We start from the raw sequence: 23362 nt of genomic DNA, 5'->3' as shown, positions 1-23362 counted from the left end.
CGCCATCGCCGCGCCCTCCGGACGTGGGTCAGATCGTGGCCTGGTGAACCACGCCACGCCAGGTCTCCACCAGGGCCAGCGCCGCATAGGACCCGGGCGAGAGGTTCATCCGGAACCTCTTCTCCCGCTCGCCCTTCGGTACCTGGCCCGTCTCCGACCGCTGAGTGCCGCCCGCACCGCCCACCACCAGCAGCACCTCCAGGTCGGCCTCGGCGTCCGCCGGCAGCGTCACCGTCACCTCGGCGGCGGCCAGGCCCACGGTGACGTTGCCGGACGGGGGCAGCAGCGGCCCACCGGACGGGTCGCCGGGTTGCAGCAGGCGCAGGTCGGGACGGGGTACGCCGTTCACCTCCTGGACGCCGAAGGCCAGCGGCACCCGGTGCAGTCCCGGCTGGTCGGCGACCACCGCCTGGCCCAGTTCGGTCCGGGGCACGGTCAGCGGGATCGGTACGCCGTCATCCCCGCCGGCCCACAGGGGGAAGTCCGCGCCGGTGAGGTCCGGCGGTGTGCGGGCGGGACCGGTCAGTGTCAGGGCGCCGAGGACGTGGAAGGTGCGCGTCGCGTACACCACGATCGGGCGCATCAGGCGGCACTCCCCTCGCCGGCCTCGGCCGTCGTCGCCAGTACCAGGAACGACGCCGCGCCGGGCAGGTCGTGCCACTGCGGGCCGGATGCGTCGACGCGCAGCCAGCGGATGCGGCAGCGCAGCCGCCGGTCCTCGTCCACGCTGCAATCGACGGTGCCGGGCAGCCACACGCCGTCGGTGGCCGGTGCGACCCCGGACGACTGTGGTGTCACGGTGATATGCAGAAGGGTCGCGCCGTTCGTCACCCGGGTCTCGTCGACGCCGGCCGGCAGCGGCAGGACCATGCCGTCGGTGGCGACGCCGGAGGCTACCGAGGTGGTGCCGGGTCGTTGCGCCCCCGAGCCGCGAACGGTGAGGTCACCGTCGGGGGTGACCACGAGCAGCGGGTCGACCGAACCGTCGGCGCGGAACCGTCCGAAGGTCAGGCCGGTGCTGTCGGCGACGGTCAGGACCGAGCCGCCCTGCGCCGGTTCGGGCCGGGCGCGCAGGGCCAGGGCGCCGGACCGCGCCGCGACGGTGTCGGCGCGGACCCCGGCGTACCGTACCGGGACCGGCCCGGTGGTGGTGACAGCGGTGAAGTGGTCGTCGCGCCAGGTCACGTACCCGATCAGGATCAGCCACGGTTCGGTGCCGTCGCCGGGGCCGTCGCCGACCGCGGGCGGGACCTGTTCGGCGACCAGCCGTTCGTCGCCGGCCCTCCGGAACAGCACCTGGTACGACTCGTCGATCCGGTCGGCACCGGTGTCGTCGAGCAGGCCGGTGGCCACCGGTTCGCGGTCCAGGCCGGCGAGCAGGACCGGGTGCCGGTCGGCCGGTGACGAGCCGCTGCCGACGGTCTCGCCGAACTGTGTCTCGGAGAGGGTCACCGGGGCCGGGACCAGGATCTCCCGTCCGGTGCCGTCGACGGCGACGCCGGGGCGCAGCGTGACGGTGACGGCGCCGGACGGTTCGGTGCGCGGTTCGGCGACCAGAGTCAGGCCCTCGGCGATCCCCCACTCGTGCAGGTACCGGTCGTGGCGTGCGGCGTGGTTCCGGGCGTGGTCCACGGTCGCGGTCAGGTCGGCCGCGGACAGGATCTGGCCTTCGAAGAACGTCGGGCGCTGCACGTCCGTACCCGATGAGGTCTGTGCCATGGATCAGCCACCCGCCTCGCCGGAACCGGCGCTCGGAGATGAGGGTTTCGGGGTGCTCTTGGCCGCGGCACGTGTGGCCTTCTCGGCGGGGGCGGTCTTCTTGGCGGGGGCGGCCTTCTTCGCGGGGGCGGTCTTCTTGGCGGGGGCGGCCTTCTTCACCGGCGCTGCGGCGGGCGGGTCGGGCTCCTTGGCCGGGGCCTTCTCCTGGCGCAGGGTGGCGATCGTGGCGGTGAGCTGCCCGATCTGTTCCCGCAGTTCGTCCAGGTCGGCCCGGGAGACCTCCGGCTCGACCGCTTCCGTGACCTCCTCGACCTTCGTGACCTCTTTGACCTTCGTGACCTCCTTGGCCTCCTTGACTGGCGACACCGGTTCCGGCCCCGCGGTGGAGGCGATCAGGGCCAGCAACTCGTCGAGGTCGCCGGCCGGCGGCAGGTCGAAGAGATCCTGGAGGTACGGCAGGGGCGTCGCGGGATCGAGCGGCTCCCCGGCGACAGGTTCACAGCACACCCGTGCGGCCAGTTCGGTCGCTCGGGGCAGCACGGGCAGCCAGGCCGCATAGGCGCTGCCGCCGGGCCGGACCTGCTCCCGGCCCGCGTTGCAGATGTCGGTCACCTCGCAGCGGTCCACGGTCAGCACCGCGAGCAGCACCTCGGTGTCGCCGCAGCGGTCGGCCGGCGGATGCAGCGCCGAGCAGGCGCTCTCGGCGAGGAACGACCGCAGGGCGCCGTGCAGGGTCCGCAACGCCGCGGCGGTGGTCTCCAACTCGGTGGCGGCCGGGTGCAGCCGGTCACCGGTCGGCTCGGACGGCAACGGCACCGGCAGGGCCAGACCGGTCACCGTGTCGTCGATCGCGCAGGTGGTGCGGCCGGGCACGGTGTCGTACCGGGCCAGCAGCCAGTGCCGCAACCGGGCCAGATGCCGCTGCAGGACCAGACGCAGGGCGTACGAGAGCGGCGCGCCCTGGGCGAGCATCCGCAGTTCCAGCGGCGCCGGGTCCGCCCCCTCCTGCCGCAGGCGGTCCCGGACCTCGGTGAGGACCGCGGCCGCCAGGCTCCGGCGGTGCTCGTCGTCCCAGTTCGCGACGGTGTCGGTGCCGTCCAGCCGCCCGGTCGCGGTCGCCAGCACGCCCCGGGCGACGGCCGCCTCCTCCTGCGCCTCACCCGGGCGGTCGGAGACCTCGAAGTGGGCGACCGAGGCGGCCAGCGCACGGGTCGACTCGGTGAGCCTCTGGACGTCCCCCGGTGGGAGTTCCCGGCCGGTCTCCCGGAGCACGGCCTCCAGCGTCGACCGGCGGGCCCGGAGCAGGACCAGATCGGCGGGGTCGGACTCGCCCGCCCGGAACGGCACGGTGTCACCGGCGGCGAGCACCGTGTTGCGCAGTGGGCCGTGGTAGCGGGCCAGATGCGCGTCACCGGCCCGGACCTCGGCGCCTTCACCGGTGCCGTTCCCCAGCCGGGCGTCCAGCGCGGTGGCGGGACGGTACGCGTGATCGGACCGCTGCGGGTGGCGGACCGTGAACGAGCAGGACTCCCGGATCCGGGTCGGCGAGCTGCCCCCGGACGGCCCCTCGGCGGTGGGATACGCGGCGACCGGGTCGGACGGGACCTCGGTGTAGCGCAGGTACAGGCCGAACCGGCGGTCCTGGTCGTCGTCGCAGTCGTCGCAGTCCGCACCGGTCGTGTGCAGTCGCAGGTCCCGGACGAGTGCCGGCACGTCGACCCGTTCGGTGCAGCCCAGCACCAGGTCGTTGCCCTGGCAGTCGAGGGCGTACCCCGGGTGGACGGCGACCGTGCCGCCGCCACAGGGCTCGCAGGTCACCTCGAGACCGCGGACGACGCCGGGCCCGTACAGGAGACGGTTGCGCAACCGGTTCTTGCCGGTGACGTACCCGGTGAGCGCCTGCAGATCGTCCTCGGTCAACAGCTGACCGGCGAAGAAGGTGGGCCGGCTGAACCCGCCGGACGCGCTGGTCGCCGCCCCGCCGCAGCCGCAGCGGGCCGGGGTCGTGGTGGTGGTCATCGCTCCTCCCGGACGAAGAACCAGCTCTCGAAGGTGTCGCCGCCGGCCCCGGTGCCGGACGTCCACGGGCCGACCCCGCCGGGCGGAACCGGACACGAGTCGGGCGTGTACCCCTCGCCGTCGATCAGCGGGACCCGCCCGCCGACGTGCGTGCCGTCGACCGGCCGGCAACAGCGGTCCAGCAGGAACCCGGCCCGGACGGTGATCATCACGCGGTCGTCGTCCTGCAGCACCTCACGGGTGGTCTGCCGGTACCGGAACCCGCGGGTGTACTCGGTCTCCGGCAGGTCCTGGAAGGCGCCACCCATGAACCAGCTGTCCGCGTTCCGCCCGGCACCGCCCTCGATCACCTGGATGTCGACCACGCCGCGGCGCAGGCTGTCGGTCCGCACGTCGTCGGAGAACGCGACCCGCAGACCCCCGCTCTCCTTGTGCGTGCCGAGCAGCGCAGAGGCCTCCTCGATCGTGTACGTGTGACCGTGGATCCAGTTGATCCCCGTGATCACGGTCGGCACCCGCCGTCCGAACGGTCGCCGGATCGTCATGTCGATCCGGTGTCCCCGGACCGGCCGGAACCAGTCGATCTCGTCGATCCGGGCCAGCCACAGCACCGGGTGTTCGCAGTCGCGGTCGTCGTCGGCGCCGGGACACCGTTCGCAGCGCTGGTCGGGTTCCGGCTGTTTGCTGGTGACCACGACCCGATGCCGTTCGTCGGTCCAGCCGAACTCGCAGTCGGAGGAGTCCGAGCAGCCCGAGGTGAAGACGGTCCGGGTCGGTTCGACGGCCTCCTCGTCGTACGCGACACCCACCCAGACCGTGGTCACCTCCCGGCCCTCGCGGGTGCGCTCGTCCGGGGGCAGCGCCTCCCACAGGTCGACGTCGCAGTCCCGGCGGACGACGATGTGCTCGCCACGGTCGTCGACGCCGAGGCCGGGCGTGATCCGGACCCGCGCACGACGCCGCCGGTCCTTCCCATCCGTCGTGTCGGCCGCGCTCTCATCCGTCTTGGCGGCGCTCTCGTCCGTCGTGTCGGCGGCGCTGTCGTGATGGTCGCCGACACCCTCGACGAGGAGACCGCAGACCACGCCGTAGCCGAGCAGGTACCGCACCGGCAACGCGATCTTCTCGCGCAGGTACGCCTGTTCGCGTTGCAGGTCGCGGGCGCCGAGCAGCTGCCCGTGGAAGTACCGCAGCCGGCGCAGCGCGCGGACCGCGAACCCGGTTTCCGTCTCCGTCATGGCTCTCTTCCCTCGTTTCGACACGTCACGTCACCAGGCCACGCCGTCACCGACAGCTCCGCCGACCACCACACCGGTGCGCTGTCCCCGGCGGCTCGGCGCCAGCACCGTGCCGGCCAGGGGTTTCCCGATCACCGTGGGCGGTGGCACGGTGAAGGCGGTGTCGACGCCGACCACGGAGTGCAGGCCGACCACCCAGCCGGGGCCGGGCAGGGTGATGCCGGCCCGGGTGTGCGCGGGCGCCTGCGCGGTGACCAGCCGCCGCAGGGCCTCGGCGTCGACCCCCGCCGCGGAGGCGGGCAGCACGACCCGGAACCGGTAGGCGTCCGCGGTCAGCGGGTCCTGCACCGGATCGCCGTCGCTGCGCAGCGGTGCGGAGGACAGCGCGGAGGTGCCGACCCGGAACCGCGCGGCGGATCGCCCGAAGAGCCGGACCCCGCCCAGTGCCCCGTCACCCACGGACGGCCGCACCCCGGTGGGCTGAGGCACCCCGGCGGACAGCGACGTTCGGGCGGACAGCGACCTTCGGGCGGACAGCGACGTTCGGGCGGACAGCGGCACCTCGGTGAACGATCCGCCGAGTCGGAGCCAGGACCGGCCGGCGGCCTGTTCGACAAGGTCGGGGCGGACTCCGAGGACGATCCGGACCGCCTCACGGACCGCCCACGGCGTGCCGCGCCGCCGGTACAGCCGTGGTGCCGCGGCCAGCAACTCACGGCGCACGCCGGCACCCCACCCCGCTTCGAAGGCGAGGCCCAGCAGCCCGCCGAGCCACGGCAGCACGCGGTCCGGGACGCCCGCCGGATCGAGCAGGGCCGGGTAGCGTTCGATCACCCGGTCGACGCCGGCGACGGTGGTGTCGAACAGCGCCAGGAACCGTTGGGTGAAATCATCGGCGGCCGGATTCTCCCGATCCGAGAGGAAGGCCGGGGGCAGCAGTTCGGCGCTGGTGGTCCGCGGGAAGTCGAGACGGATCCGGCGGACGACCGGGGTGACCGCGCCGTCGCCGGTGAGCCGCAACCGCAGGTGGAGGAACCGCCCGGGCGGCAACCGCACCAGGAGGTCGCGGGCACCGGGCGGGGCTGCCTGCCAGTCGGCGGGCGTTTCCGGCGCCACGCCGTCCTCGGTGACGGTGACCGCGACGCCGAGCCCGGCGGCGGGCGGCACGTCCGCGGAGAGGCTCACCCGGTGCCAGCGGCATCGCGGTAGCCCGCTGTCGATCGGCAGGGTGTGCAACTCACCGTCGGTGACCAGGGCGGGGGCCGGGCGCGGCGGTGCGGGGGCCGGGGCGCCGTCCCAGTCGAACGATCCGATCCGGTCAAGCTGGAACCCGCTGTCGTCGGTGGCGACGAGTCCGCTCGGCCGTAGGGCAGCCGCGACCTCCTCGATACCGGCCGCCACGAACGGCCCGGATCTGTCCCGTCCGGTCGAGCGCCACAGCGACAGACCCGAGTCGTCCCGGACGAGCAGCCACAACGTCCGCCCGGGACCGGTGCGCAGGCCCTCGATCCGCCCCGGAAGACCGGTTCGGATCACCCCTGCGGGCGCGCCACCGGGACGGTAGTGCCACACGTCGGTGCCGGTTCCGCGTACCACATGGGCGTCGCCGGACTCGGTGAGCGCGAGCAGAGCGCCGGGGTGCGGCAGGTGGGCCGCCAGCTGTTCCCCTTCACGCCACCACAGGTGTACGCCGCCGCGCCCCGCCAGCCCGATCCAGTGCCCGGCAGCGGCCACCGCCCCGCCCTCGCGCGCACCGGACGTCACGCTCGCCTCGGTCTCGGGCGCACTTGATGCCACGCCCATGGCGGCCTCGGGCGCACCGGATGCCACGCCCATCGCGGCCTCAGGCGCACCGGATGCCAGGCCCGCCAGCCAGACGGGTCGCCACGTCGTGTCTCCCGCATCGAGGCGGAGCAGCCCGGATCTCGTGCGGAGGAACCAGCCGCCCGCGAACGCCAGCCGCCGGTCCGGGAACCACGGCAGGAGCTCCTGCCGGTCCAGTGCCGCATCGGTCGTGGCCAGGCGCAGGCCGGACGGTTCGGTGAACCCGGTCAGCCCGGTCGCATTCCGCGCGTCCCAGCCGACGTGCGGGTCGAGCAGCCGGAACAGCGATCCGCCCCTCATCGGACGACCTCCCCCGGCTCGGCGGGAGTGAGCACCGGACGGGACGGCCACGGCAGCGCCGACGGACGTAACGGCACGTCGGTGCAGCGTGCCGCGAGGAGACCGTCGACGGTCAACGTCAACCGGGGCACCGCGCGGATCCCCGGGACGGCCAGCAGGCGACGGACCAGCGCGGTGTACCGCAGCACGCCGCCGAACGGCCGGCCCGCACCGTCGGCGCCGCCGCGGACCGGATGGAGATGCTCGAACAGGAGGTCGGCGGCCTCGGCGAGCAGCACCGCACGGTCCCGGCCGGGGTCCAGGACCACGGTGGCGTCGACCGCGACCCGCTGGTAGCGCGGGGCGGCCGCGATCACGCGTACCCCGGCGGGAGCGACCCGGGCGGTGAGGAAGGCCTCGACCGCGCCCAGCGTCTGCCGGTCCGGGACCGGGGGCTCGCCGGTGTCCGGGACGAGTGGCACCACCAGCACGCCGACGATACCGGGTGCGGGCACACCGGGCCGGCGAGGATCGACGCCGGGCATCCCGTGGGCCCGGGCCACCAGTGCACCGGGCGTCTGCCGGGCGAGCAGGCCGTAGTCGTCCGGGGCGACCGCCCGGCCCGAGGCCCGGAGCAGCGCGGGGCCGTCCCGCAGCACGTCGGAGGCCGGTTCGGCGTCGGCGCCCCCGGCAGCCGGGAACGGATTGGTCACGCCGGTGACGAACGGCAACGAGGTGACCAGCGAACGGATCGCCCCGGCCGCCACCGCTCCGGCCGCGCCGCCACCCACCTGATAGGAATCGGCCACCACATTGCGGAAGCCCTGCGGCACCCGGGCACCGCGCACGCCGTCACCGAACGTGAGTACACCACTGGCGGAATCGACGGTGAACACCCGGTCGGCGGGTCCGCGGTCGGCGAGACTCGGCACCTCGGTCCAGCCGGTCCGCGACGCCTCGGCGGTGCCGAACACTCCGGCCGCGGTGTCGTCCCGCACGGTCAGGCGGACACTGCCGGTCACGATCGGCACCTGGCTGAGCCGTAGCCGGGTCCGGCCGCCGCCCGCGCCGCCGCCCGAGCTGCCGCCCGGGTCGCCGATGACCGGCTGGGGCACCTCACCGCGGACGGTCCGCACCGCGGTGGCCGTGACAGCGTTCAGCAGAACAGCCGTGACCTGCGGCGTCGCGACGGGGGTACCACCGGCGGGCATGACCCGCAGCCACCGCAACACCGGCAGCGGACGCGACCCGGGCGGCCGCCCCGGCTCCCACGTGCGGGGCAGCCGCAGCCGCACCACACCGGTGCTCCGCAGCCCGTCAGTACCGTCCCGCTCCACCTGTACCGGAACGATCCGGTCACCTGACAGCAGATCCCACCGCAAGGCCGCATTGCCGCCCTCTCCGTCACGCGGCGCGAGCACGACGCCGAGAGAGATCGTGGGGTACGCGGAAACAACGCCCCCGTCGAATCCCAGCCACAGCGCGGCACCCGGTCCGGGACGGTTCCCGAACGGGGCGAACGCGCCGGTCACCGGCTCGAGCCGCCCGGCGTCGGCGACCACCGTCGCGGCCAGCGTGGCGGAAGCGGCGTGCAGGTCGTCGCCGGTCTCGAAGAAGACCTGGTCCTGCTCCCCCGGCGCCGGTGGCGCGCTGATCCGCACACCCTGCGGCACCAGCACCGAGGCCCCGTCCGGGTGGCTTGCGGTGAACCGGACCAGCGTGGCCGCCGGGGTGGCCGCCCGCCCACCGATCCCGGCGAGCGCCAGCAACTCGGCGAGCATCTTCTCGGGAAACCGGTTGAGCCGTGCCCGGACCGGTTCGGCCATGGTCCCGAAGAGCCGTACCATCGCCACTCCGGCGTCAGCGGGGTCCGGGTTGGTCCAGTCCGGGGTGTATGCCGGAATCAGCGCACTGACCTCGGCCCGGATCGCCTCCTTGGTGGCCGCGACGAGCTCGGGCTGGACCCCGGCCGGCCCCGGACCGGAAACGATCCGCCCAACCTGACCGGATCCGGAGAGATCGCGGCCGGCCTGATCGGGCTCGGCGGCCCGTTCCCACCACACCGGGTCACTCATCGCACGCCTCCGCCCGATCGGCTGTGCACTCACGCAGGACGATCAGTTCGCCGGGGCGTAGCGGGACGTCGTCGCATCGGATCCGCGGTGGTTCACCGTCCAGGCCGATGGCGACACCGGCGACCTCGGCGGCGTCCCCGGCCGCTTCCTGCGCGACCCGGAGCAGGACGGACGGTCGCAACGGCTCGCCGAAGGGCCATCCGCTGCCGTCGTCACCCCCGCTGATCGGGTCGAGGTAGCGCAGCAGAGCGTCACGCAGCACCGCCTCGACAGCGTCGGGGGCGGCGGGCCGGGCGGTGAGCGCAACGTGCAGGGCGACCTCCCGATAGCGGGGCGGCCCCACGAACAACTCGGTGCCGATCAGCCGGGCATCACACAGCCGCCGCCGCACCGCCTCGAGAAGCCCCGGGTCAGGACGCGGGTCGACAACGGCACCAGTCGTTCCCCGGCTGTCGGCACCTGCGCCGGTCGTTCCGATGCCGGTAGTGACGGCTCGAGGAATCTCGGGCACCACCAGTACGGTGACCGCCCCGGGAACCGTGGTGCCCGGGTAGCCGGGATGTTCGCCTACGCCGACGTACGCCCTGGCCACCGCCACCCCCGGCGTGGTCACGGCCAGCTCGGCGAAGTCGGCGGCGGTGACGGCGCGGGCCGGGGTGGCCAGTTCGTCGGCGGCACGGATCCGGGCCTCGGCGATCGTCTCAGGGTCGGCGCCGCCCTCGGCCGGGACCGGATTGCTCGCCGTGACGCCCGCCGGCACCGGCTCAGAGACGGACCCGTCCAGCAGATCAGGAGCGAACCCCCACGATCCGGCAGCGAGCGAGGACAGCGGTTCGGGGCCGGGTGTGGACGCGGGCGACGACGGTGGGGGCATCGGGAACCAGTTGCCGGTGCTGCCTCCATTGCCGGCCGCGCCGCCGCCGCGCGTGTATACGACGGTCAGTGCCGGTCCCGCGTCGGGGACCGGGATCGCGCCGGTCAGGCCGTCGCCGAACACGACCGCGCCGTCCGCGCGGTCCAGGAGGAAGACCGGGTCGGCCGGTCCGGCGAAGGTCAGGTCCGGGACCGCGTGCCAGGTCGTGTCCCGGCCATCGCGGCGCAGCGTGACGACCGCGTCCAGCAGCAGGTCACCGGCGTCGGGCAGGAGCAGACGCTGGCCGGGGAGCCGCAGCCAGTCCCCCACCTGGGCGGCGAACTCGTCGCCGGTGGCAACCCTGGCCTCCCGGTGGCGGGCGACCGCGGCGTTGGGGGCCAGCGCGAGCAGGATCGGCGGGGAGGCGAAGGAGGGGTGCTCCGCGCGTACCCGCAAGCCCCAACCATGCGTGGGCACGGACCGTGACCAATCAGCGGGTGTCGGCAGGCGCAGCACCCCTGAGCGGCGCAGACCGCCGGTGCCGTCCTCCACCGAGGTCACGGCCGGCAACTCCCGGACAGGCGTGCCGTCGGCGTCCGGCTCGAACCAGGTGAAGGTCAACGTCGCCGGGGGCGCCACGTCGTCGACCGCGTCCGGCGACCACTGCGGCGGCACCGGACTGTCGAGCACCACCGACAACGACAGAACGTCCCCGGAGGGCGCCGACACGACAGACGGCGGCAGGAGGCCATCCGGGGCGGCGGACGACGGCGACAGCACGATGCGGAGATCGTTGTCGGTCAGCAGGGGCACGCCGTGCCCGGCCGCGAGATCGTCGCTGCGTTCCCGGCCCCCGGACCACAGGCGCACCGGACCGTCCACGGGCAGGATCGTCACGGCCCGGTCCAGCGTGAAGACCAGGTCACCGGCGAGATCCCGGGCGAACCCGGCCCCAGCCGGCACAGTGGCCGGCGGCCCGGACAGCCGCAACACCGTGCCCGCACTGCGGGCCGGCCGCGGCGGGTCGAGACCGAGCAACCGCAACACCGCCACGACCAGCGCATCCGGCACCTGGTCGAGCCAGTAGAGCCGTTGCTCCAACAGGTACGCGAACAGCTCCAGCACCGTGATCCCCGGGTCGACCGGTGCGTGCAGCGTCCACCGCCCGCCCGACTCGGCGGGGATCTGCTGCCGGACCGCTTCCATCAGCGTGTCCCAGGTCAGGTCGTCGAGGGTCGGCCCGGCCATGTCAGGCCAGCCCCAGGTAGTAGGGGAAGACCAGGTTGCCCTTCGTGTTGGTGCGCCGGATCCGGTAGCGGACGGCGACCGTCACGGTGCTCTCCTCGCCGGGGACGGTTTCGACGTCGACGGCGTCGAGGTCGACGCGGGGTTCGAACCGGCGGATCGCGTCGCGGATCGAGTCCTCCAGGTCGCGCAGGTTCTGCACGCTGTCCGGGGCGAAAACCAGGTCCGGGGCTCGGGTGCCGAGGTCGGGGCGCATCACCCGGTCACCGAGTCCGGTCTGCACCAGGGCGAGCAGGCAGCTGCGGATGCTCTCCTCGCCGTGGGCGTAGGAGAGTCGCCCGGCTTCGTCGGGGACGATCGGGAAGCGCCAGCCGCTGCCCAGGAATCCGGCGTCGGTCATCGGGTCCGCACCGTCCCGGAGACGACGGTGATCGGCACGGTCGGCGGGGTGGTGGGGCCGGTGCCGCTGCCGTGCACGTGGGCGGCGAACTGGGTGACCAGTCGGGTGCCGAGGACGACCGGCTCGGTGGCGCCGTCGCCGAGGGCGATCTGCGGCGCGTCGAGGGTGATGCTCTGCGACGACCGCAGGGTGATCGCGCCGTCGGCCTGGATGGCGACGGTGCCGCCGGGTGCCGCGGTGATCCGGAGCGCCTTGCCCTCGTCGTCGAGTTCGACCTTGTGGCCGGCTGCCGAGATGACCTGGACCGCGGCGTGGCCCTGCTGGTCGTCGAAGGTCAGCTGATGGCCGTGGCGGGTTCGGATCGTCTTACGGTCGCGGCCCTCGCGGCGGTCCGTCGGCGGCTTGTCCTGCCCGTTGTAGAGCCCGCCGAGGACGATCGGGAACCGCATGTCGCCGTGGACGAAGGCGACCAGCACCTCGTCGCCCTTCTCCGGGACGAAGCAGGTGCCGTACCCGTTGCCGGCGTACAGCTGGGAGACCCGGCACCAGTCGGTGACGGTGCCGTCGTCGAACCAGGGGAAGCTGAGTTTCACCCGGCCCTCGTCGTCGCCCTCGACCTCCTCGACCAGGGCCGGGACCACGCCGTAGTAGCGCTGGTCGGTGCTGCGCGAACGGGCTGCGGCCGTGGTCATGCGGTTCCTCCGGCGTAGATGCGGCGGGCGGTGAAGTCGGTGAAGAAGCCTCCGGAGCCGAGTGAATGCTCGACGCGCTTGACGTAGTAGGTGCCGGAGAACCGGCGGCCCAGCCCGTGGATCTCGACGTTGTCGCCGGGGCGCAGCTCGGGCAGCCCGGCCACCCGGCCGGTGCCGGTGACGAACTCGTACGCCCGTTCGCGCAGCAGGCTGACCGCCAGTTCGCGGGCCTCCTCCTCGCTGGTCACCGGCGCGTCGATCACCACGTCCTGGCGGCCCTCGAGTGCGCTGCCGGCCGCTTCGGGACCGCTCTGCCCGCCGCCGGAGCCGTCCGCGGGGCGGGGCAGGTCGCCGGCCGAGGCGGTTCCCTTGATCGCCTGCTTGGTCCGCGGGTCCCAGCCGCGAACGGTCACCTTGCCGACCTGTTTGGCCAGGGTCAGCGTCGGCGTGAAGCTGAGCAGGTTGGGGAACAGCCCGGCCGGCTGGTCGGACGGCCCGCCGGCCAGCCCCGGCCCGTACGCGAGACGCCACACCGTGATCGGCGACCCGTCGCGTCCGTCGGTCGGCCGGATGAAGAAGAGCGTCTCCGCGCCGCTGTCCGGGTCGGGCAGCATGAAGCAGTCGAAGTCGATCCGTTTCGCCCGTTCCATCAGGAACGTCGCGTCGTCCTGGTTCTTCTGGATCACCTGGTCGTAGCGGGGCGCGGATGCGGTGGTGACGATCTGCAGCTTGTTGCGGGCGGCGATCTCGGCGGCGATCTCCGCGTCGGTCCGCCCGGTGTAGATCTTGGGTACGCCCTCAGCGGGTTTGCTGTCCTTGAGTTTCTGCATGCCGTCGACCCCGCTGACCGCGACCGTGGAGGCGGCACTGTCCGGGAACTGCGGGCTGATCGTGCTGATCGAGCCGGCCATCACGGTCCACAGCCGGTCCGCGTACCCGAGCTGGATCACCACCCGCTGGCCGACGGTGAACCGGGGCGAATCGCTGTGCTTGAAGGTGAGCGTCCGGTCGTCCCAGTTGTTCAGCGTCAGGTCGAAGCCGGACATGTCGTCGACGTCGCGGTGCACCTTCAGCTCGACGACGTCGTTCTTGGTGGCCGGATCCATCTCCAGGCCCTCGATGTCGACCCGGAACTCCGGGGCGTACCGGTCGGCGGGGGCCACCTGGGCGGTCATCGCAGCCTCGGCACGATCAGGATCCGGCCGGGGCGCAGCTCCCGCGGATCGGTGATGCCGTTGGCGCGGGCCAGCTCCCGCCAGGCGTCCGGCCGGCGGTAGAGCGCGGCGGCGATGCTGGTCAGGGTGTCGCCGGCCCGGACCTGGTAGCTCTTCTCCACGGTCGGCGAGGAGCGCGGCGGGTCCTGGGCCTGGGCGGCCGCCGACCGGTACTCCTTGAGGCCCAGGTCGAGTTTGGCCCGCAGCGGCACGCCGTCCGGCAGGAACAGCTGGTAGGTGATGTCGAGTTTGGCGACCACGCCGGTGAAGACCGAGCGACCCCAGACGAACCGGACGATCGGCGGGGCGTGTTCCCGGCTGTCCGGGGTCATCAGCGAGCGCAGCCGGTCGACGTACCGCTCGCGGACGTCCTCCAGGGTGTCCGACGTGTCGACGAGCGCTTCCAGGGACAGTTCCTCGGAGCCGCCACGGACGTACTGGATCGGGGGCGATTCCAGACCGGGGATACCGATTTCGGCGTACGTGTTGCTCTTGCTCAGTTTGTAGTCGGTGGGGTTGAACCTCAGCGGGATGCGGCGCAGGCGCTCGTCGGCGATCCGCGGCCGGACGATCTCCAGCCGGGCCAGGGCGGTGGACTGCCCGGCGGCGGCGATCGGGGTGGTCACCGGGCCTCCCGGTCGCCGATGGCACGCTCGCGGCGGCTGCGGTCGGTCTGCGCGCACTGCTGCTCGTAGGCCTGCGCCCAGGCGCGGATGTGCCGTTCGAACAGTTGCCGGAACACGGCCTGGTCGTCGCCGTCGACCTGGAACCGGACCTCCAGGTTGTGGATCGTCACCGATGCCATCAGTCCCCCACTCCCACGCGGCTGAGCCCCTCATGTGCGATCTCCAGTGACTCGACGGCGACCGCGCTCTGTTCGGCGTGCAGGTCGGGGCCGGTCCATTTGGCGGCGAGCCCGGCCCGGAACGTCCAGGCGACCGCGGGTACGCCGTCCGGGCCGAGCAGCACGACCGAGCCGTCGCGGCGGGCGCCGAGCGAGCCGGCCAGGCCGGCGGCATACCAGGACCAGAGCCCCGGGTCGCGGGCGACGCCGCGTTTCAGCACGATCCGGTTCCACGAGTGGCGGACCGGCAGCTGGTGGACCGAGTCGTTGCGGCCGCCTTCGGCGTACGCCAGCACGTCCAGGCTGGCCCCGAGGCCGGTGACCTCCTGGAACGCGCCCGCGGCGACCATCGGCAGCAGTTGCGCCTGGGCCGGCGGCAGGTAGGCGTCGCCGGGGTCGAGGGTCACGACGAACCGGAACTTCGCGAGCGGGTCCAGCGGCGCGGTCATTGTTCGAGCACCTCCAGCCCGCGGTCCTGACCCAGCACCAGCCGGATCGTGATGAACTCCATCGGGGTCGCCGGTGCCACCTGGACGTCGCAGACCACCAGGGCCGGGTCGGCTCCGGGTGGGTTGTTCTCGTCGTCGCAGCGCACCCGGAACGCCTCCTGCGGGCGGTCTCCGGCCAGTGCCCCGGACCGGTACGCCGCGAGCAGCACCGACGTCACCGCCCGGACCAGCGCGAGCCGCAGTTCGGGGCCGTTGACGTCGAAGGCGAGCGGCCCGGCGGCCCCGTTCATGGCCCGGACCAGCAGGTGGGTCAGGCGCCGGTGGGCGACGAATCCCCCGCCGAGCGTGCGCCCGCCCCACACCAGCAGTCCCCGTCCCGGGGCGCTGCGCAGCAGGTTGACATCGGCGGTGAACAGCCGGCCCTGCTGTGCCTCGGGCAGGTGCGGGTCGAGGTCGACCGCGTCGAGCAGCACCGCGTTGGCCGGGGTGTGGTGGGTGCCCCGCTCGGCGTCGAGGCGGGCGATCAGCCCGGCCACGTGCCCGCTGGGCGGCACCGCCACAGTGCGGTCCCGGCCGACCGCCGGGTCGGGCATCACCAGCCACGGGTGGTAGACGGCAGCGGACCGCAGGAGGTCGTCGCCGCGACCGGTCAGCCGCCGGGCCAGGGCGACCGCGGTGTCCGTGTCGCCGGCGGCGGCCGGCAGGTCGAGCAGGACCTGCCGGTCGTGGCGGGCGTCGGCCTCGGCGAGCAGGTCGAGCACGGTGTCCTCCCAGTCCTCCCCGGCCAGGTCGGCGCCGAGGTCGGGGAGCGCGACCAGCGCCGGTTCCGGCAGGTCGGCCTGGGTGCGGATCGCCGCGCGGTAGTCGTCGCGCGACGGTACGGCCGCGGTGCCGCCGGTGAGTATCAGGTCCCAGCTCGCGGTGAGCGGGCCGGACGGTTCCGGGGGCGCGGCGGGTGGTCCGAGCGGTTCGAGGCGGATCAGCCGGGACGCGGCCAGCCGTTCGGTGATCGCGGACGGCGGCAGCCCGGCGAAGGTCTCCGCCGGCTCGCCGGGGGTGCTGACCCGCACGGTCACCGTCGGCGGGCCGGCCACCGAGCTGGCCTGGAACCGGATCGCGACCCGGGTGCCGCCGGCCCAGCCGCCGGGGCTGGACGCGACGACGCGGTACCGCCCGTGGCCGAACCCGGCCCGCGGCAGGTCACCGATCGTCCACTCGGTCGCGGCCGGCGTGCCCGCACCGGACACCCGGATCACCCAGGCGACCCGGCCGCCGTTCTCGAAGTAGCCGTGCAGCGCCCGCGGCGTGGCCCGGTCACCGGCGGGCGGCCCGAACGCGCGCAGCACCTCGTCCCATCCGGTGACCCGGACCGGTGTTCCGGCCGGGCCGCGGACGGTCCGCCCGAGGAAGACGGCCACGTCGGTGCGCAGCGGGTCGTCCGGGGCGGGCGCGGCGACCGCGGTCACCGACAGGCCGGGAAGGGTGGCGGTCATGACGTCACGCGATGGTGAGGCTCTCGACGCTCAGCACGAGCGTCTCCATGGCGATCTCGTTCTTGCCGGCGCTCAGTGTGGGACCGGTGTACTTGGTCGGCCAGGCCCGGTCGAAGTTCCAGCGCATGACCTCCTGCCGGTTCTCGTCGAGCATCACGATCGCCCCGGAGGTCCGCCGGACCTTGCCGTTGAGCGCCTCCACGATCCAGTTCCAGAACACCACCGACCCGGTGATCCCCCGCTTGAGCGTGATGTTGGTGAACTTCTTCAGCCCGGGGATCTTGCGGACCGTGATGTCCTCGGAGCCGGTCCGGTACTCGATCGGTGAGATCTCCAGTTCGAGGCCGGAGACCTCGTTGAAGGCGCCGCTCGCCGCGGTGCCGTCGTCGCTGACGTTGGTCACGATGACCTGGAAGTTGTAGGCGGCGTACGGATCGTCGCGGATGACCGGCGGCATGCCACTGCTCCTTAGGCTTGGATCTGCTGGGTGAGCTGCTGGATCCGGAAGACCACGAACTCGGCCGGGAACACCGGGGCGACGCCGACCACGCAGACCAGGCGGCCGTTGAGCAGGTCGTCCTCGGTCATCGTGGTGCGGTCGCAGGCCACGAAGAAGGCCTCCTCCGGGGTGGTCCCGGCCAGTGCCCCGGTGTTCCACACGCCGGTGAGGAAGTTGCCGACGGTCTGCCTGACCAGCGCCCAGAGCGACTCGTTGTTGGGTTCGAAGACCACCCACTGGGTGCCCTCCTCGATCGACTCCTCCAGGAAGAGGAAGAGCCGCCGGACGTTGACGTAGCGCCAGGCCGGATCGGAGGAGAGGGTCCGCGCGCCCCAGACGCGGTAGCCCTGGTTGGGGAAGAACCGCAGCACGTTGATGTTGCGGGGATTCAGCAGGTCCTGCTCGCGCTTGGTGACGTCGCGGACCAGGCCGCCACGGGCCCGGATGCCGCGGATCACCGCGTTGGCCGGTGCCTTGTGCACCCCGCGTTCGGCGTCGGTCCGGGCGTAGATGCCGGCGATGTGCCCGGAGGGCGCGACGTGCACGTCCTGGCCGCTCGACGGGTGCCGGGTGATCAGCCACGGGTGGTAGAGCGCGGCGAAGCTGGTGTCGAACGGCTCGCGGAACGCCTGGATGCCGGCGACGTCCAGGTCGTCGCGCGGGTCCAGGATCGCGAACCGGTCCTTCATGAACTCGCAGTGGCTGATCAGCTCGGACTGCACGGTGCCGGCCCACATGCCGGGTACGGCGCAGAGGGCGATCTCGTCGACCGTCTCCAGCGCCCCGATCCCGTTGGGGCCGGTGAAGTCGTCGACCCGGAGCTGTTCGAACCCGTCGTCGCCGTCGGCCAGTGGTAACGCCCGGCCGCCCAGCGCCGCCAGGAACGTGGCCGCGTCGGTCTGCCCGGTGAGCCCGGTGCCGGCCCGGACCAGCGCGGACCGGGCCGCGACCGTCTCGGCGAGACCGGACGGCCCGTCCTGGAAACGCAGGCGGTCGACCGTCTCGGTGACGCCGTCCGCGGTCTGCACCACCACCTCGGCCTCGACCAGCTGGATCGTCTCGGTCTCGAAGAACTCCCGCGGCACGTCCGGGTCGAGGACGACCTGCGTGCCGGAGAGCGCCGCGACCCGGTGCAGCGACAGGGCGGTGCCGGAGTCGAGCTGCACGACCGCACCGGGGTAGAGGCGGCCCGCACCGCCGACGTGCAGCGGTGGTCCGCTCTCTCCGCCGCCGGCCTCGTGCGGCGGGTTGGACCGGCGGATCCGGCGGACCGCGGTGTCCGCCTCGTAGGCCGGGTGTTCGGCGCCGGACGCGAAGGTCAGGGTGACGGTCTCGTCGCCGTCGGCGGCGGGCTCGACGGTCACCTGGTGCCGGTCGGCACCGATCTGCACCCACACCTCGCCGGCGTCGAGGCCGGGCGCCGCGGTGACCAGGACCGTCGCGGAGTTCTCGTCGGCGGCCTCGGCCACCCGGGTCAGGAAGATCGCGCCCTCGCTGCCGGCCGGCAGCAGCGGCAGGATCGCGGCGGTCACCGGACGGGACCGGACCACGGTCCCGTTGCCCCAGCCGCCGGGGCTGATCGCGGTGAAGGTCACCCGGTCGGCCGGGCCGGGTGTGGCGCCGCCGTCGAGCCGCACGTGGTCGCCGCGGGCGGCCCGGACCTCAGCGGGCAGCGGGGCGGCCAGGGTCAGTTCGGTGCCGCGGGCGGAGTAGGCCACCACGGTGCTCGTGCCGATCTCCGTGCCGTTGTCGCCACGAACCACGGTGACCTGCGGGTTCGCCCCGACGAAACCGATCAGGTGGCGGACGGCGAGCACGTTCTCCCCGGCCGGCGCGTCACGGGTGATCTCGGTGACCGTGCCCGGTTCGGGTGTCGTCCGGGCCGCGGTGGCGGTCCCGCTGACCACCCGTTTGACGTAGATCTGGCTGCCGCCGTTGTCGAAGAACCCCTTCACCGACAGGGCGAAGGTCCACCAGCGGCCGCCCTCACCCTCGTCGCGTTCCCACCGGTCGAGGACCGGGGCGGGCGGGTCGGGCAGGAAACCGCCGAACCGGGTCTGGAAGTCGAGGAAGTTGGTGACCAGCTCCGGCTTGCCGGTGGACGGCCCGCGGGCGGTCACCCCGACCATGCCCGCGATCCTGGTGCCGACGCCGGCGATGGGCCGGGGGCCGGCGACCGTCTCCTCGATGTAGACCCCGGGGCTGAGGTACTCGGGCATCCCTGGCTCCTACTCTCCACTGATCTCGATGACGTGCACGCGGTCCCGTTCGTCGGGCAGGCGCACGGTGAGCCGCCCGGTCCGTCCCGGACGTTCGGCGGCGGTGAGCTGGAACAGCTCGGCCGCGGGCGTGGTGGTGGCCGACTCGCCGGCCCAGCGCAGCGCGAGCCGAAAGGCACCGGACTCGCCGGTCAGCGTCCGTTCCCGCCAGGGCAGGCCCTCCGGGTCGGTCCTCCCCTCGGCGGTGACCAGGACGCCGGCGAGCGGTTCGCCGGAGCCGGCCCGGCGGACCAGGCCGGCGATCACCCGGGTGCCGGGCGTGTAGGGGTAGGCGACCCCGGGCAGCAACCGGACCACCTCGGGCTCGGCGGTCACCTCCGGCGGGGTGACATCGTCGAACGGGTACGCCAGGAACTCCCGCCCGATCACGTCGGCGGCGAACCGGTCCAGATGGTCGTCCGGGGTGTACAGCACCCGGTAGCCGGGCGCCTCCAGCCGCACCCGGTGCAGCACCGGCTCGGCGTTCGCCGGCTCCCGGCGCCGGCCCAGCCCCGGATAGGCGACCACCCCCGACGGGGTCCGCACCGCCCGGGCCGGGTCCGGTGTCCAGTCCCGGCCGTCCCACCGGTCCAGCCGGACGACCAGCGGCCCGCTGTCGTAGGCCCGGCCCCGGTGGTCGTCGACGAGCACGAACCACGCCGGGCTGACCAGCAGGCGCTGCTCGCCGGGAAGCGGCCGCCACACCGGGGCGGTCACCGGGGCACCCGCTCGAAGCCGGCCGGCACGATCGTGCGGCTGGTGACCGGGACGACCGGGGTGGTCGTCGCCGAGTCCAGGTTGACCACCCGGACCTCGTAGTTCAGCGACAACCGGTACGGCTTCTGAATCGCATACCACACCCAGGCCTTCTGATCGAGGGTGAGCGGGGTGAGCATGAAGTGCAGCGCGTCGGTGGTCGCGGCCAGGCTGCCGGACAGCTGGGAGCCGCTGAGGATCGCGTTGTCGTAGAACGTCTCCAGCGCCTTGCCGAGCATCCGGTGCTGGGTGACCGGGTCACCGCCCCACGCGGTGATCAGGTAGCGCAGGATCAGGGCCATCGGCGGTTTGCGGACGGTCGGCGCGCCCTGTGACGGGTCGGAGCGGACCGGTGGCCGGTTGCGCGACGACGGGTCCTCGGCGATCTCGTAGAGGAAGACGGTCAGCCGGGGCCGGTCCGGCGGGATCGTCTCGGAGAGGTCGTTGAGCTCGGCCACCGCGCCGGCGGGCTGGAGGTCGACGAGAGCACGGTTGAGCGCGCTCTCGATGATCTCCGAGACGTCGCCGATGACGCTGTAGTCCCCCACCGAAACCTCCCCGGACGGCTGCCGAACGCAGACGACCGTAGGCTCGCGGCGGTCCCGGCCGCGCCGATGAAACCCCTAGTCCCGCCCGTCCGTGGCACCCTGGGGACCCGCCTCGGCCCGGCCCATCAGCCGGGCCAGTTCCACTCGGGACCGCAGGCCGAGCTTGCGGTACACCCCGCGCAGGTGGAACTCGATGGTCTTCGGGCTGATGAAGAGCGCCGCGGCCACCTCCCGGTTGGTGGCGCCCCGTGCGACCTGCTCGGCCACCCTCCGCTCCTGCTCGGTGAGCACCGCAGTAGGACTCGGCACCGCGGCGGCCGACGGCGGGACCGAAGGCAGGGCCGGGAGCGGGGGCGAGCCGGGGAGCGCGGCCGGACCAGGGAACAGAGCCCGCGCCCGCCGCGTCCAGGGTTCGGCCCCCAGCCCCGCGAAGACCTCCGCCGCCACCTCGGCATGTCCCTGGGCCTCGGCGAATCGCCCCTGGTCACGCAGCCATTCGGCGAAGCAGAGCGCCGTCCGTGCCCGCTCGAACGGCTCGTCGGGCGTCCCCCGCAACGCACTCCGGAAGATCGGCTCGGCCCGGTCCCCGGCGAGCAGGGCGGACCCTCGGGCCAGCACCGGCGGCAGCACGGAGGATCCCGAGGCGTGCCGCCCCACCTCCAGCAACAGCCGCGCCGCCCGGTCCGGGCGCCCCAGGCGTACCGCGGCCTCGGCGAAGTCGGCCGCCCACGGCGCCCCACCATGATCGGCCGGGAGACCCGCCTCGACCTTCGCCGCCAGCCCCTCCAGCCGCAGGTAGGCGGTCTCGTAATCACCCGCGCCCAACTCCAGCAACCCCTCTACCGCGGCCATCGCCGGTTCCAGGCCCGCACACCGCCCCGGCCGGATCAGCTCGCGGGCACGTTCCAGCAGGCCGGTGCACTCCGGCCGCCGCCCGCCCGCCGCCGCCAGCCGGGCCAGGCAGATCAGGGCACCGGCCAGGTCCGCGTTCTGTTCGGTTCGCTCCGCGAACTCGGCCGCCTGACCCGCGGCGCCACGGGCGTTCTCCCAGTCGCCGGTGCGCACGCTGACCTGGGCGCGTTCCACCAGTAGCGCCGGCAGCAGGGCGGTCGCGCCCCGGCGGCGGGACTGGGCGATGGCCTCCTCGAGCAGGCGTCCCGCGGTGTCGAACTGCCCCAACCGGGCGAGCAGCGCGGGGTACGCCACCCGCACCGTGCACCGCCAGCCGGTGGGCAGCCGGTCGTCGAGCAGCAGCGGTTCCATCTCGTCCCGGCAGCCGTCCAGCAGCGCCCGTGCCGCGGTCAGGTCACCGCACCGGGCCAGCACCGACGCGTGTCCCGCGATCAGTACGGCGGGCAGCGGCGCCGGGGTCCGCAGGGCCAGCACCCGGGCCCGGTGCACCGCGGCCAGGGCGGCCCGCGGGTCGTCCGCCAGGCAGCCTGCCTCGGCCGCGGCGAGCAGCAGTGCCGCCGCGCCGGCCGGGTCGGTCGCGTACACCCGGGCGGCTTCCCGGGCCAGCAGGCGGCGGGCCTGCGCCGGTCGTCCGCGCCGGCACTCGGCCTGCCCGAGCACCACCTGGGCCTGGGCCCGGACGTGCAGGTCGCCGGTGAGCCGGTCGGCCCGGTCGAGAAGTCCGAGGGAGCGGCCGGAGGCCCCGGCCAGCTGCCACAGCTCGGCGGCGGCCACGCAGCGCCGGGCCTGGGTGCCGCCGGTGCCGCTCAGGTCGGCGGCGCGTTCCATCAGGCGGGCCGCCTCGCCGGCGCCGAGCGGGTCCCGGCCGGCGGCGCTCAGCTCCAGTTCGTCACCGGCCGCCTCGTCCGGGGCCAGGCTGGCCGCGCTCAGGTGCCAGGGCCGCAGTGCGGCCGGGGCCACCTCGGCCAGGGCCCGGTGCACCGCGCGGCGCTGGGCGACCGGGGCGGTCTGGTACGCCACCGCACGCACCAGTGGATGCCGGAACGTCACCCCGTCGCCGGCCGCGGCCACGAACTCCTCGCTCGCCGCGTCGGTGAGCGCCTCCGGGGGCACGCCGAGGATCCGCAGCGCGGCCAGCACCTGCGACAGGCCGCACTGCCCGGCCGCCGCGGCGACCAGCAGTGCCAGCCGCCGGTCGGCGGTCAGGCCGGCCAGCCGGGGCGCGAAGGCCCGGATCACCTGCGGGCCGGCCGGCAGCGGGTCGGGCAGCGGTTCCAGTCCGGCGAGCTGGTCGGCGGTGAGCACCTCGCCGGCCTCCAGCAGCGCCAGTGGGGTGCCGCCGGTGGCCGCGACCAGCCGGGCGGCGACCGCCGGGGCGATCCGGCGGCTCCCGGCGGCGCGCAGCAGTTCCAGGCCGGCGGCCGGGTCGAGCGGGGTCAGCGGGTGGGCCGGCAGGGATCCGTCGTCCGGGGTGGTCGCGCTGCTCAGCAGCATGCCGACGCCGTCGCCGGCCCGGCGGGCGGCGAACAGCATCGCCTCCCGCGAGGTGGGGTCGAGCAGGTCCAGGTCGTCGACGATGACCAGGACCGGTTGCCCGGCGCCGGCCGCGGTCAGCAGGCTCAGCGTGCCGGCGCCGACGGCGAGCGGGTCGACGCCGGCGGCCGGGGAGAGCGCGAGGCCGGCCGCGAGCGCCCCGGCCTGCCGGGCCGGGATCCCGGGGAGCAGGTCGAGGGTGGGTTGGAGCAGCTCGTGCAGGCCGGAGAAGGGCATCGAGGCCTCGGCGCGGACGCCCCGGGCGGAGAGGACCCGCACCCCGGTGGCCTCGTGCCGGGCGTAGCGCAGCAGGGCGGTCTTCCCTATGCCGGGACCACCGGTCATGAGAAGACTCGCACTCGATCTTGCACCCAGGAGCGCAATGATCCTTTGAATCCGCGCGCATTCGGCCTCCCGGCCGTACAATGCGGATCCCCCCGATCGCATGTCAGCGACAGTAGGGCAATCTATTGCCTATCCTCAATGCCAGACTTGTCTACCGTCGCGAACCC

The 23362-nt window shown here is 73.8% G+C and carries 19 protein-coding genes; all 19 read right to left on the bottom strand.

Annotated elements, in window-relative coordinates; translation table 11 throughout:
* Positions 1-28 precede the first annotated feature (28 nt).
* Positions 29-583, bottom strand: a complete 555-nt coding sequence (locus tag QSK32_RS28240; protein WP_045746565.1) for a hypothetical protein — start codon at positions 581-583, stop codon at positions 29-31.
* Positions 583-1719 (bottom strand): hypothetical protein, encoded by a 1137-nt coding sequence (locus tag QSK32_RS28235; protein WP_285473624.1) that lies wholly within the window; start codon positions 1717-1719, stop codon positions 583-585. Before QSK32_RS28235 ends, QSK32_RS28240 begins: the two co-directional genes overlap by 1 nt.
* 3 nt (positions 1720-1722) lie before the next feature.
* Positions 1723-3738, bottom strand: a complete 2016-nt coding sequence (locus QSK32_RS28230) for a hypothetical protein (RefSeq protein ID WP_285473623.1) — start codon at positions 3736-3738, stop codon at positions 1723-1725.
* The gene (locus tag QSK32_RS28225; RefSeq protein WP_285473622.1) at positions 3735-4976 is read right to left on the bottom strand and encodes a hypothetical protein; all 1242 of its coding nucleotides are present in this window, start codon (positions 4974-4976) and stop codon (positions 3735-3737) included. Before QSK32_RS28225 ends, QSK32_RS28230 begins: the two co-directional genes overlap by 4 nt.
* A 30-nt stretch (positions 4977-5006) precedes the next feature.
* Positions 5007-7100 (bottom strand): phage tail protein, encoded by a 2094-nt coding sequence (locus QSK32_RS28220; RefSeq protein WP_285473621.1) that lies wholly within the window; start codon positions 7098-7100, stop codon positions 5007-5009.
* Positions 7097-9154: a putative baseplate assembly protein gene (locus tag QSK32_RS28215; RefSeq protein WP_285473620.1), complete on the bottom strand. Its 2058-nt coding sequence runs from the start codon at positions 9152-9154 to the stop codon at positions 7097-7099. Before QSK32_RS28215 ends, QSK32_RS28220 begins: the two co-directional genes overlap by 4 nt.
* Complete coding sequence (locus QSK32_RS28210; protein WP_285473619.1) at positions 9147-11255, bottom strand: baseplate J/gp47 family protein; 2109 nt, start codon at positions 11253-11255, stop codon at positions 9147-9149. The genes QSK32_RS28215 and QSK32_RS28210 overlap by 8 nt, the downstream gene beginning before the upstream one ends.
* Position 11256: 1 nt before the next feature.
* Positions 11257-11652, bottom strand: a complete 396-nt coding sequence (locus tag QSK32_RS28205; protein ID WP_045746307.1) for a GPW/gp25 family protein — start codon at positions 11650-11652, stop codon at positions 11257-11259.
* Positions 11649-12344: a phage baseplate assembly protein V gene (locus QSK32_RS28200; protein ID WP_045746308.1), complete on the bottom strand. Its 696-nt coding sequence runs from the start codon at positions 12342-12344 to the stop codon at positions 11649-11651. Before QSK32_RS28200 ends, QSK32_RS28205 begins: the two co-directional genes overlap by 4 nt.
* Positions 12341-13519, bottom strand: coding sequence for a phage late control D family protein (locus QSK32_RS28195; RefSeq protein ID WP_045746309.1), 1179 nt, complete (start codon positions 13517-13519; stop codon positions 12341-12343). Before QSK32_RS28195 ends, QSK32_RS28200 begins: the two co-directional genes overlap by 4 nt.
* A complete protein-coding gene (locus tag QSK32_RS28190; RefSeq protein WP_045746310.1) occupies positions 13516-14184 on the bottom strand; it encodes a CIS tube protein in 669 nt (222 codons plus the stop codon). The genes QSK32_RS28195 and QSK32_RS28190 overlap by 4 nt, the downstream gene beginning before the upstream one ends.
* On the bottom strand, positions 14181-14363 hold the full coding sequence (locus QSK32_RS28185; RefSeq protein ID WP_045746311.1) for a putative phage tail protein: 183 nt from the start codon (positions 14361-14363) through the stop codon (positions 14181-14183). Before QSK32_RS28185 ends, QSK32_RS28190 begins: the two co-directional genes overlap by 4 nt.
* Complete coding sequence (locus QSK32_RS28180; RefSeq protein WP_045746312.1) at positions 14363-14851, bottom strand: phage tail protein; 489 nt, start codon at positions 14849-14851, stop codon at positions 14363-14365. Before QSK32_RS28180 ends, QSK32_RS28185 begins: the two co-directional genes overlap by 1 nt.
* Complete coding sequence (locus tag QSK32_RS28175) at positions 14848-16344, bottom strand: phage tail sheath subtilisin-like domain-containing protein (protein ID WP_285473618.1); 1497 nt, start codon at positions 16342-16344, stop codon at positions 14848-14850. Before QSK32_RS28175 ends, QSK32_RS28180 begins: the two co-directional genes overlap by 4 nt.
* Before the next feature lie 4 nt (positions 16345-16348).
* Positions 16349-16801 carry a phage tail protein gene (locus QSK32_RS28170; protein WP_285473617.1) on the bottom strand — a complete coding sequence of 151 codons (453 nt, stop codon included), beginning with the start codon at positions 16799-16801 and terminating at the stop codon, positions 16349-16351.
* An 11-nt stretch (positions 16802-16812) separates the two neighbouring features.
* Positions 16813-19062 (bottom strand): phage tail sheath family protein, encoded by a 2250-nt coding sequence (locus tag QSK32_RS28165; protein ID WP_045746315.1) that lies wholly within the window; start codon positions 19060-19062, stop codon positions 16813-16815.
* Between the two features lie 9 nt (positions 19063-19071).
* Positions 19072-19818: a hypothetical protein gene (locus QSK32_RS28160; protein ID WP_211275538.1), complete on the bottom strand. Its 747-nt coding sequence runs from the start codon at positions 19816-19818 to the stop codon at positions 19072-19074.
* The gene (locus QSK32_RS28155; RefSeq protein ID WP_045746316.1) at positions 19815-20405 is read right to left on the bottom strand and encodes a Pvc16 family protein; all 591 of its coding nucleotides are present in this window, start codon (positions 20403-20405) and stop codon (positions 19815-19817) included. The genes QSK32_RS28160 and QSK32_RS28155 overlap by 4 nt, the downstream gene beginning before the upstream one ends.
* Before the next feature lie 75 nt (positions 20406-20480).
* Entirely contained in the window at positions 20481-23297 is a 2817-nt protein-coding gene (locus tag QSK32_RS28150; RefSeq protein ID WP_083449473.1) for a LuxR C-terminal-related transcriptional regulator, read from the bottom strand.
* Positions 23298-23362 lie beyond the last annotated feature (65 nt).

It is taken from the genome of Actinoplanes sp. NBRC 101535, assembly GCF_030269225.1.
Classification (GTDB): Bacteria; Actinomycetota; Actinomycetes; order Mycobacteriales; family Micromonosporaceae; genus Actinoplanes; species Actinoplanes rectilineatus.
The sequence above is the reverse complement of the archived record's forward strand: the minus strand, read 5'-3'. Positions and strand labels throughout refer to the sequence as shown.

Bases quoted from the DNA above. Each gene is read 5' to 3' on its own strand.
- QSK32_RS28230 (WP_285473623.1), bottom strand. From the start codon at position 3,738: ATGACCACCACCACGACCCCGGCCCGCTGCGGCTGCGGCGGGGCGGCG.
- QSK32_RS28235 (WP_285473624.1), bottom strand. From the start codon at position 1,719: ATGGCACAGACCTCATCGGGTACGGACGTGCAGCGCCCGACGTTCTTC.
- QSK32_RS28215 (WP_285473620.1), bottom strand. From the start codon at position 9,154: ATGAGTGACCCGGTGTGGTGGGAACGGGCCGCCGAGCCCGATCAGGCC.
- QSK32_RS28200 (WP_045746308.1), bottom strand. From the start codon at position 12,344: ATGACCACGGCCGCAGCCCGTTCGCGCAGCACCGACCAGCGCTACTAC.
- QSK32_RS28205 (WP_045746307.1), bottom strand. From the start codon at position 11,652: ATGACCGACGCCGGATTCCTGGGCAGCGGCTGGCGCTTCCCGATCGTC.
- QSK32_RS28210 (WP_285473619.1), bottom strand. From the start codon at position 11,255: ATGGCCGGGCCGACCCTCGACGACCTGACCTGGGACACGCTGATGGAA.
- QSK32_RS28195 (WP_045746309.1), bottom strand. From the start codon at position 13,519: ATGACCGCCCAGGTGGCCCCCGCCGACCGGTACGCCCCGGAGTTCCGG.
- QSK32_RS28240 (WP_045746565.1), bottom strand. From the start codon at position 583: ATGCGCCCGATCGTGGTGTACGCGACGCGCACCTTCCACGTCCTCGGC.
- QSK32_RS28165 (WP_045746315.1), bottom strand. From the start codon at position 19,062: ATGCCCGAGTACCTCAGCCCCGGGGTCTACATCGAGGAGACGGTCGCC.
- QSK32_RS28175 (WP_285473618.1), bottom strand. From the start codon at position 16,344: ATGACCGCCACCCTTCCCGGCCTGTCGGTGACCGCGGTCGCCGCGCCC.
- QSK32_RS28170 (WP_285473617.1), bottom strand. From the start codon at position 16,801: ATGCCGCCGGTCATCCGCGACGATCCGTACGCCGCCTACAACTTCCAG.
- QSK32_RS28185 (WP_045746311.1), bottom strand. From the start codon at position 14,363: ATGGCATCGGTGACGATCCACAACCTGGAGGTCCGGTTCCAGGTCGAC.
- QSK32_RS28220 (WP_285473621.1), bottom strand. From the start codon at position 7,100: ATGAGGGGCGGATCGCTGTTCCGGCTGCTCGACCCGCACGTCGGCTGG.
- QSK32_RS28180 (WP_045746312.1), bottom strand. From the start codon at position 14,851: ATGACCGCGCCGCTGGACCCGCTCGCGAAGTTCCGGTTCGTCGTGACC.
- QSK32_RS28150 (WP_083449473.1), bottom strand. From the start codon at position 23,297: ATGCGATCGGGGGGATCCGCATTGTACGGCCGGGAGGCCGAATGCGCG.
- QSK32_RS28225 (WP_285473622.1), bottom strand. From the start codon at position 4,976: ATGACGGAGACGGAAACCGGGTTCGCGGTCCGCGCGCTGCGCCGGCTG.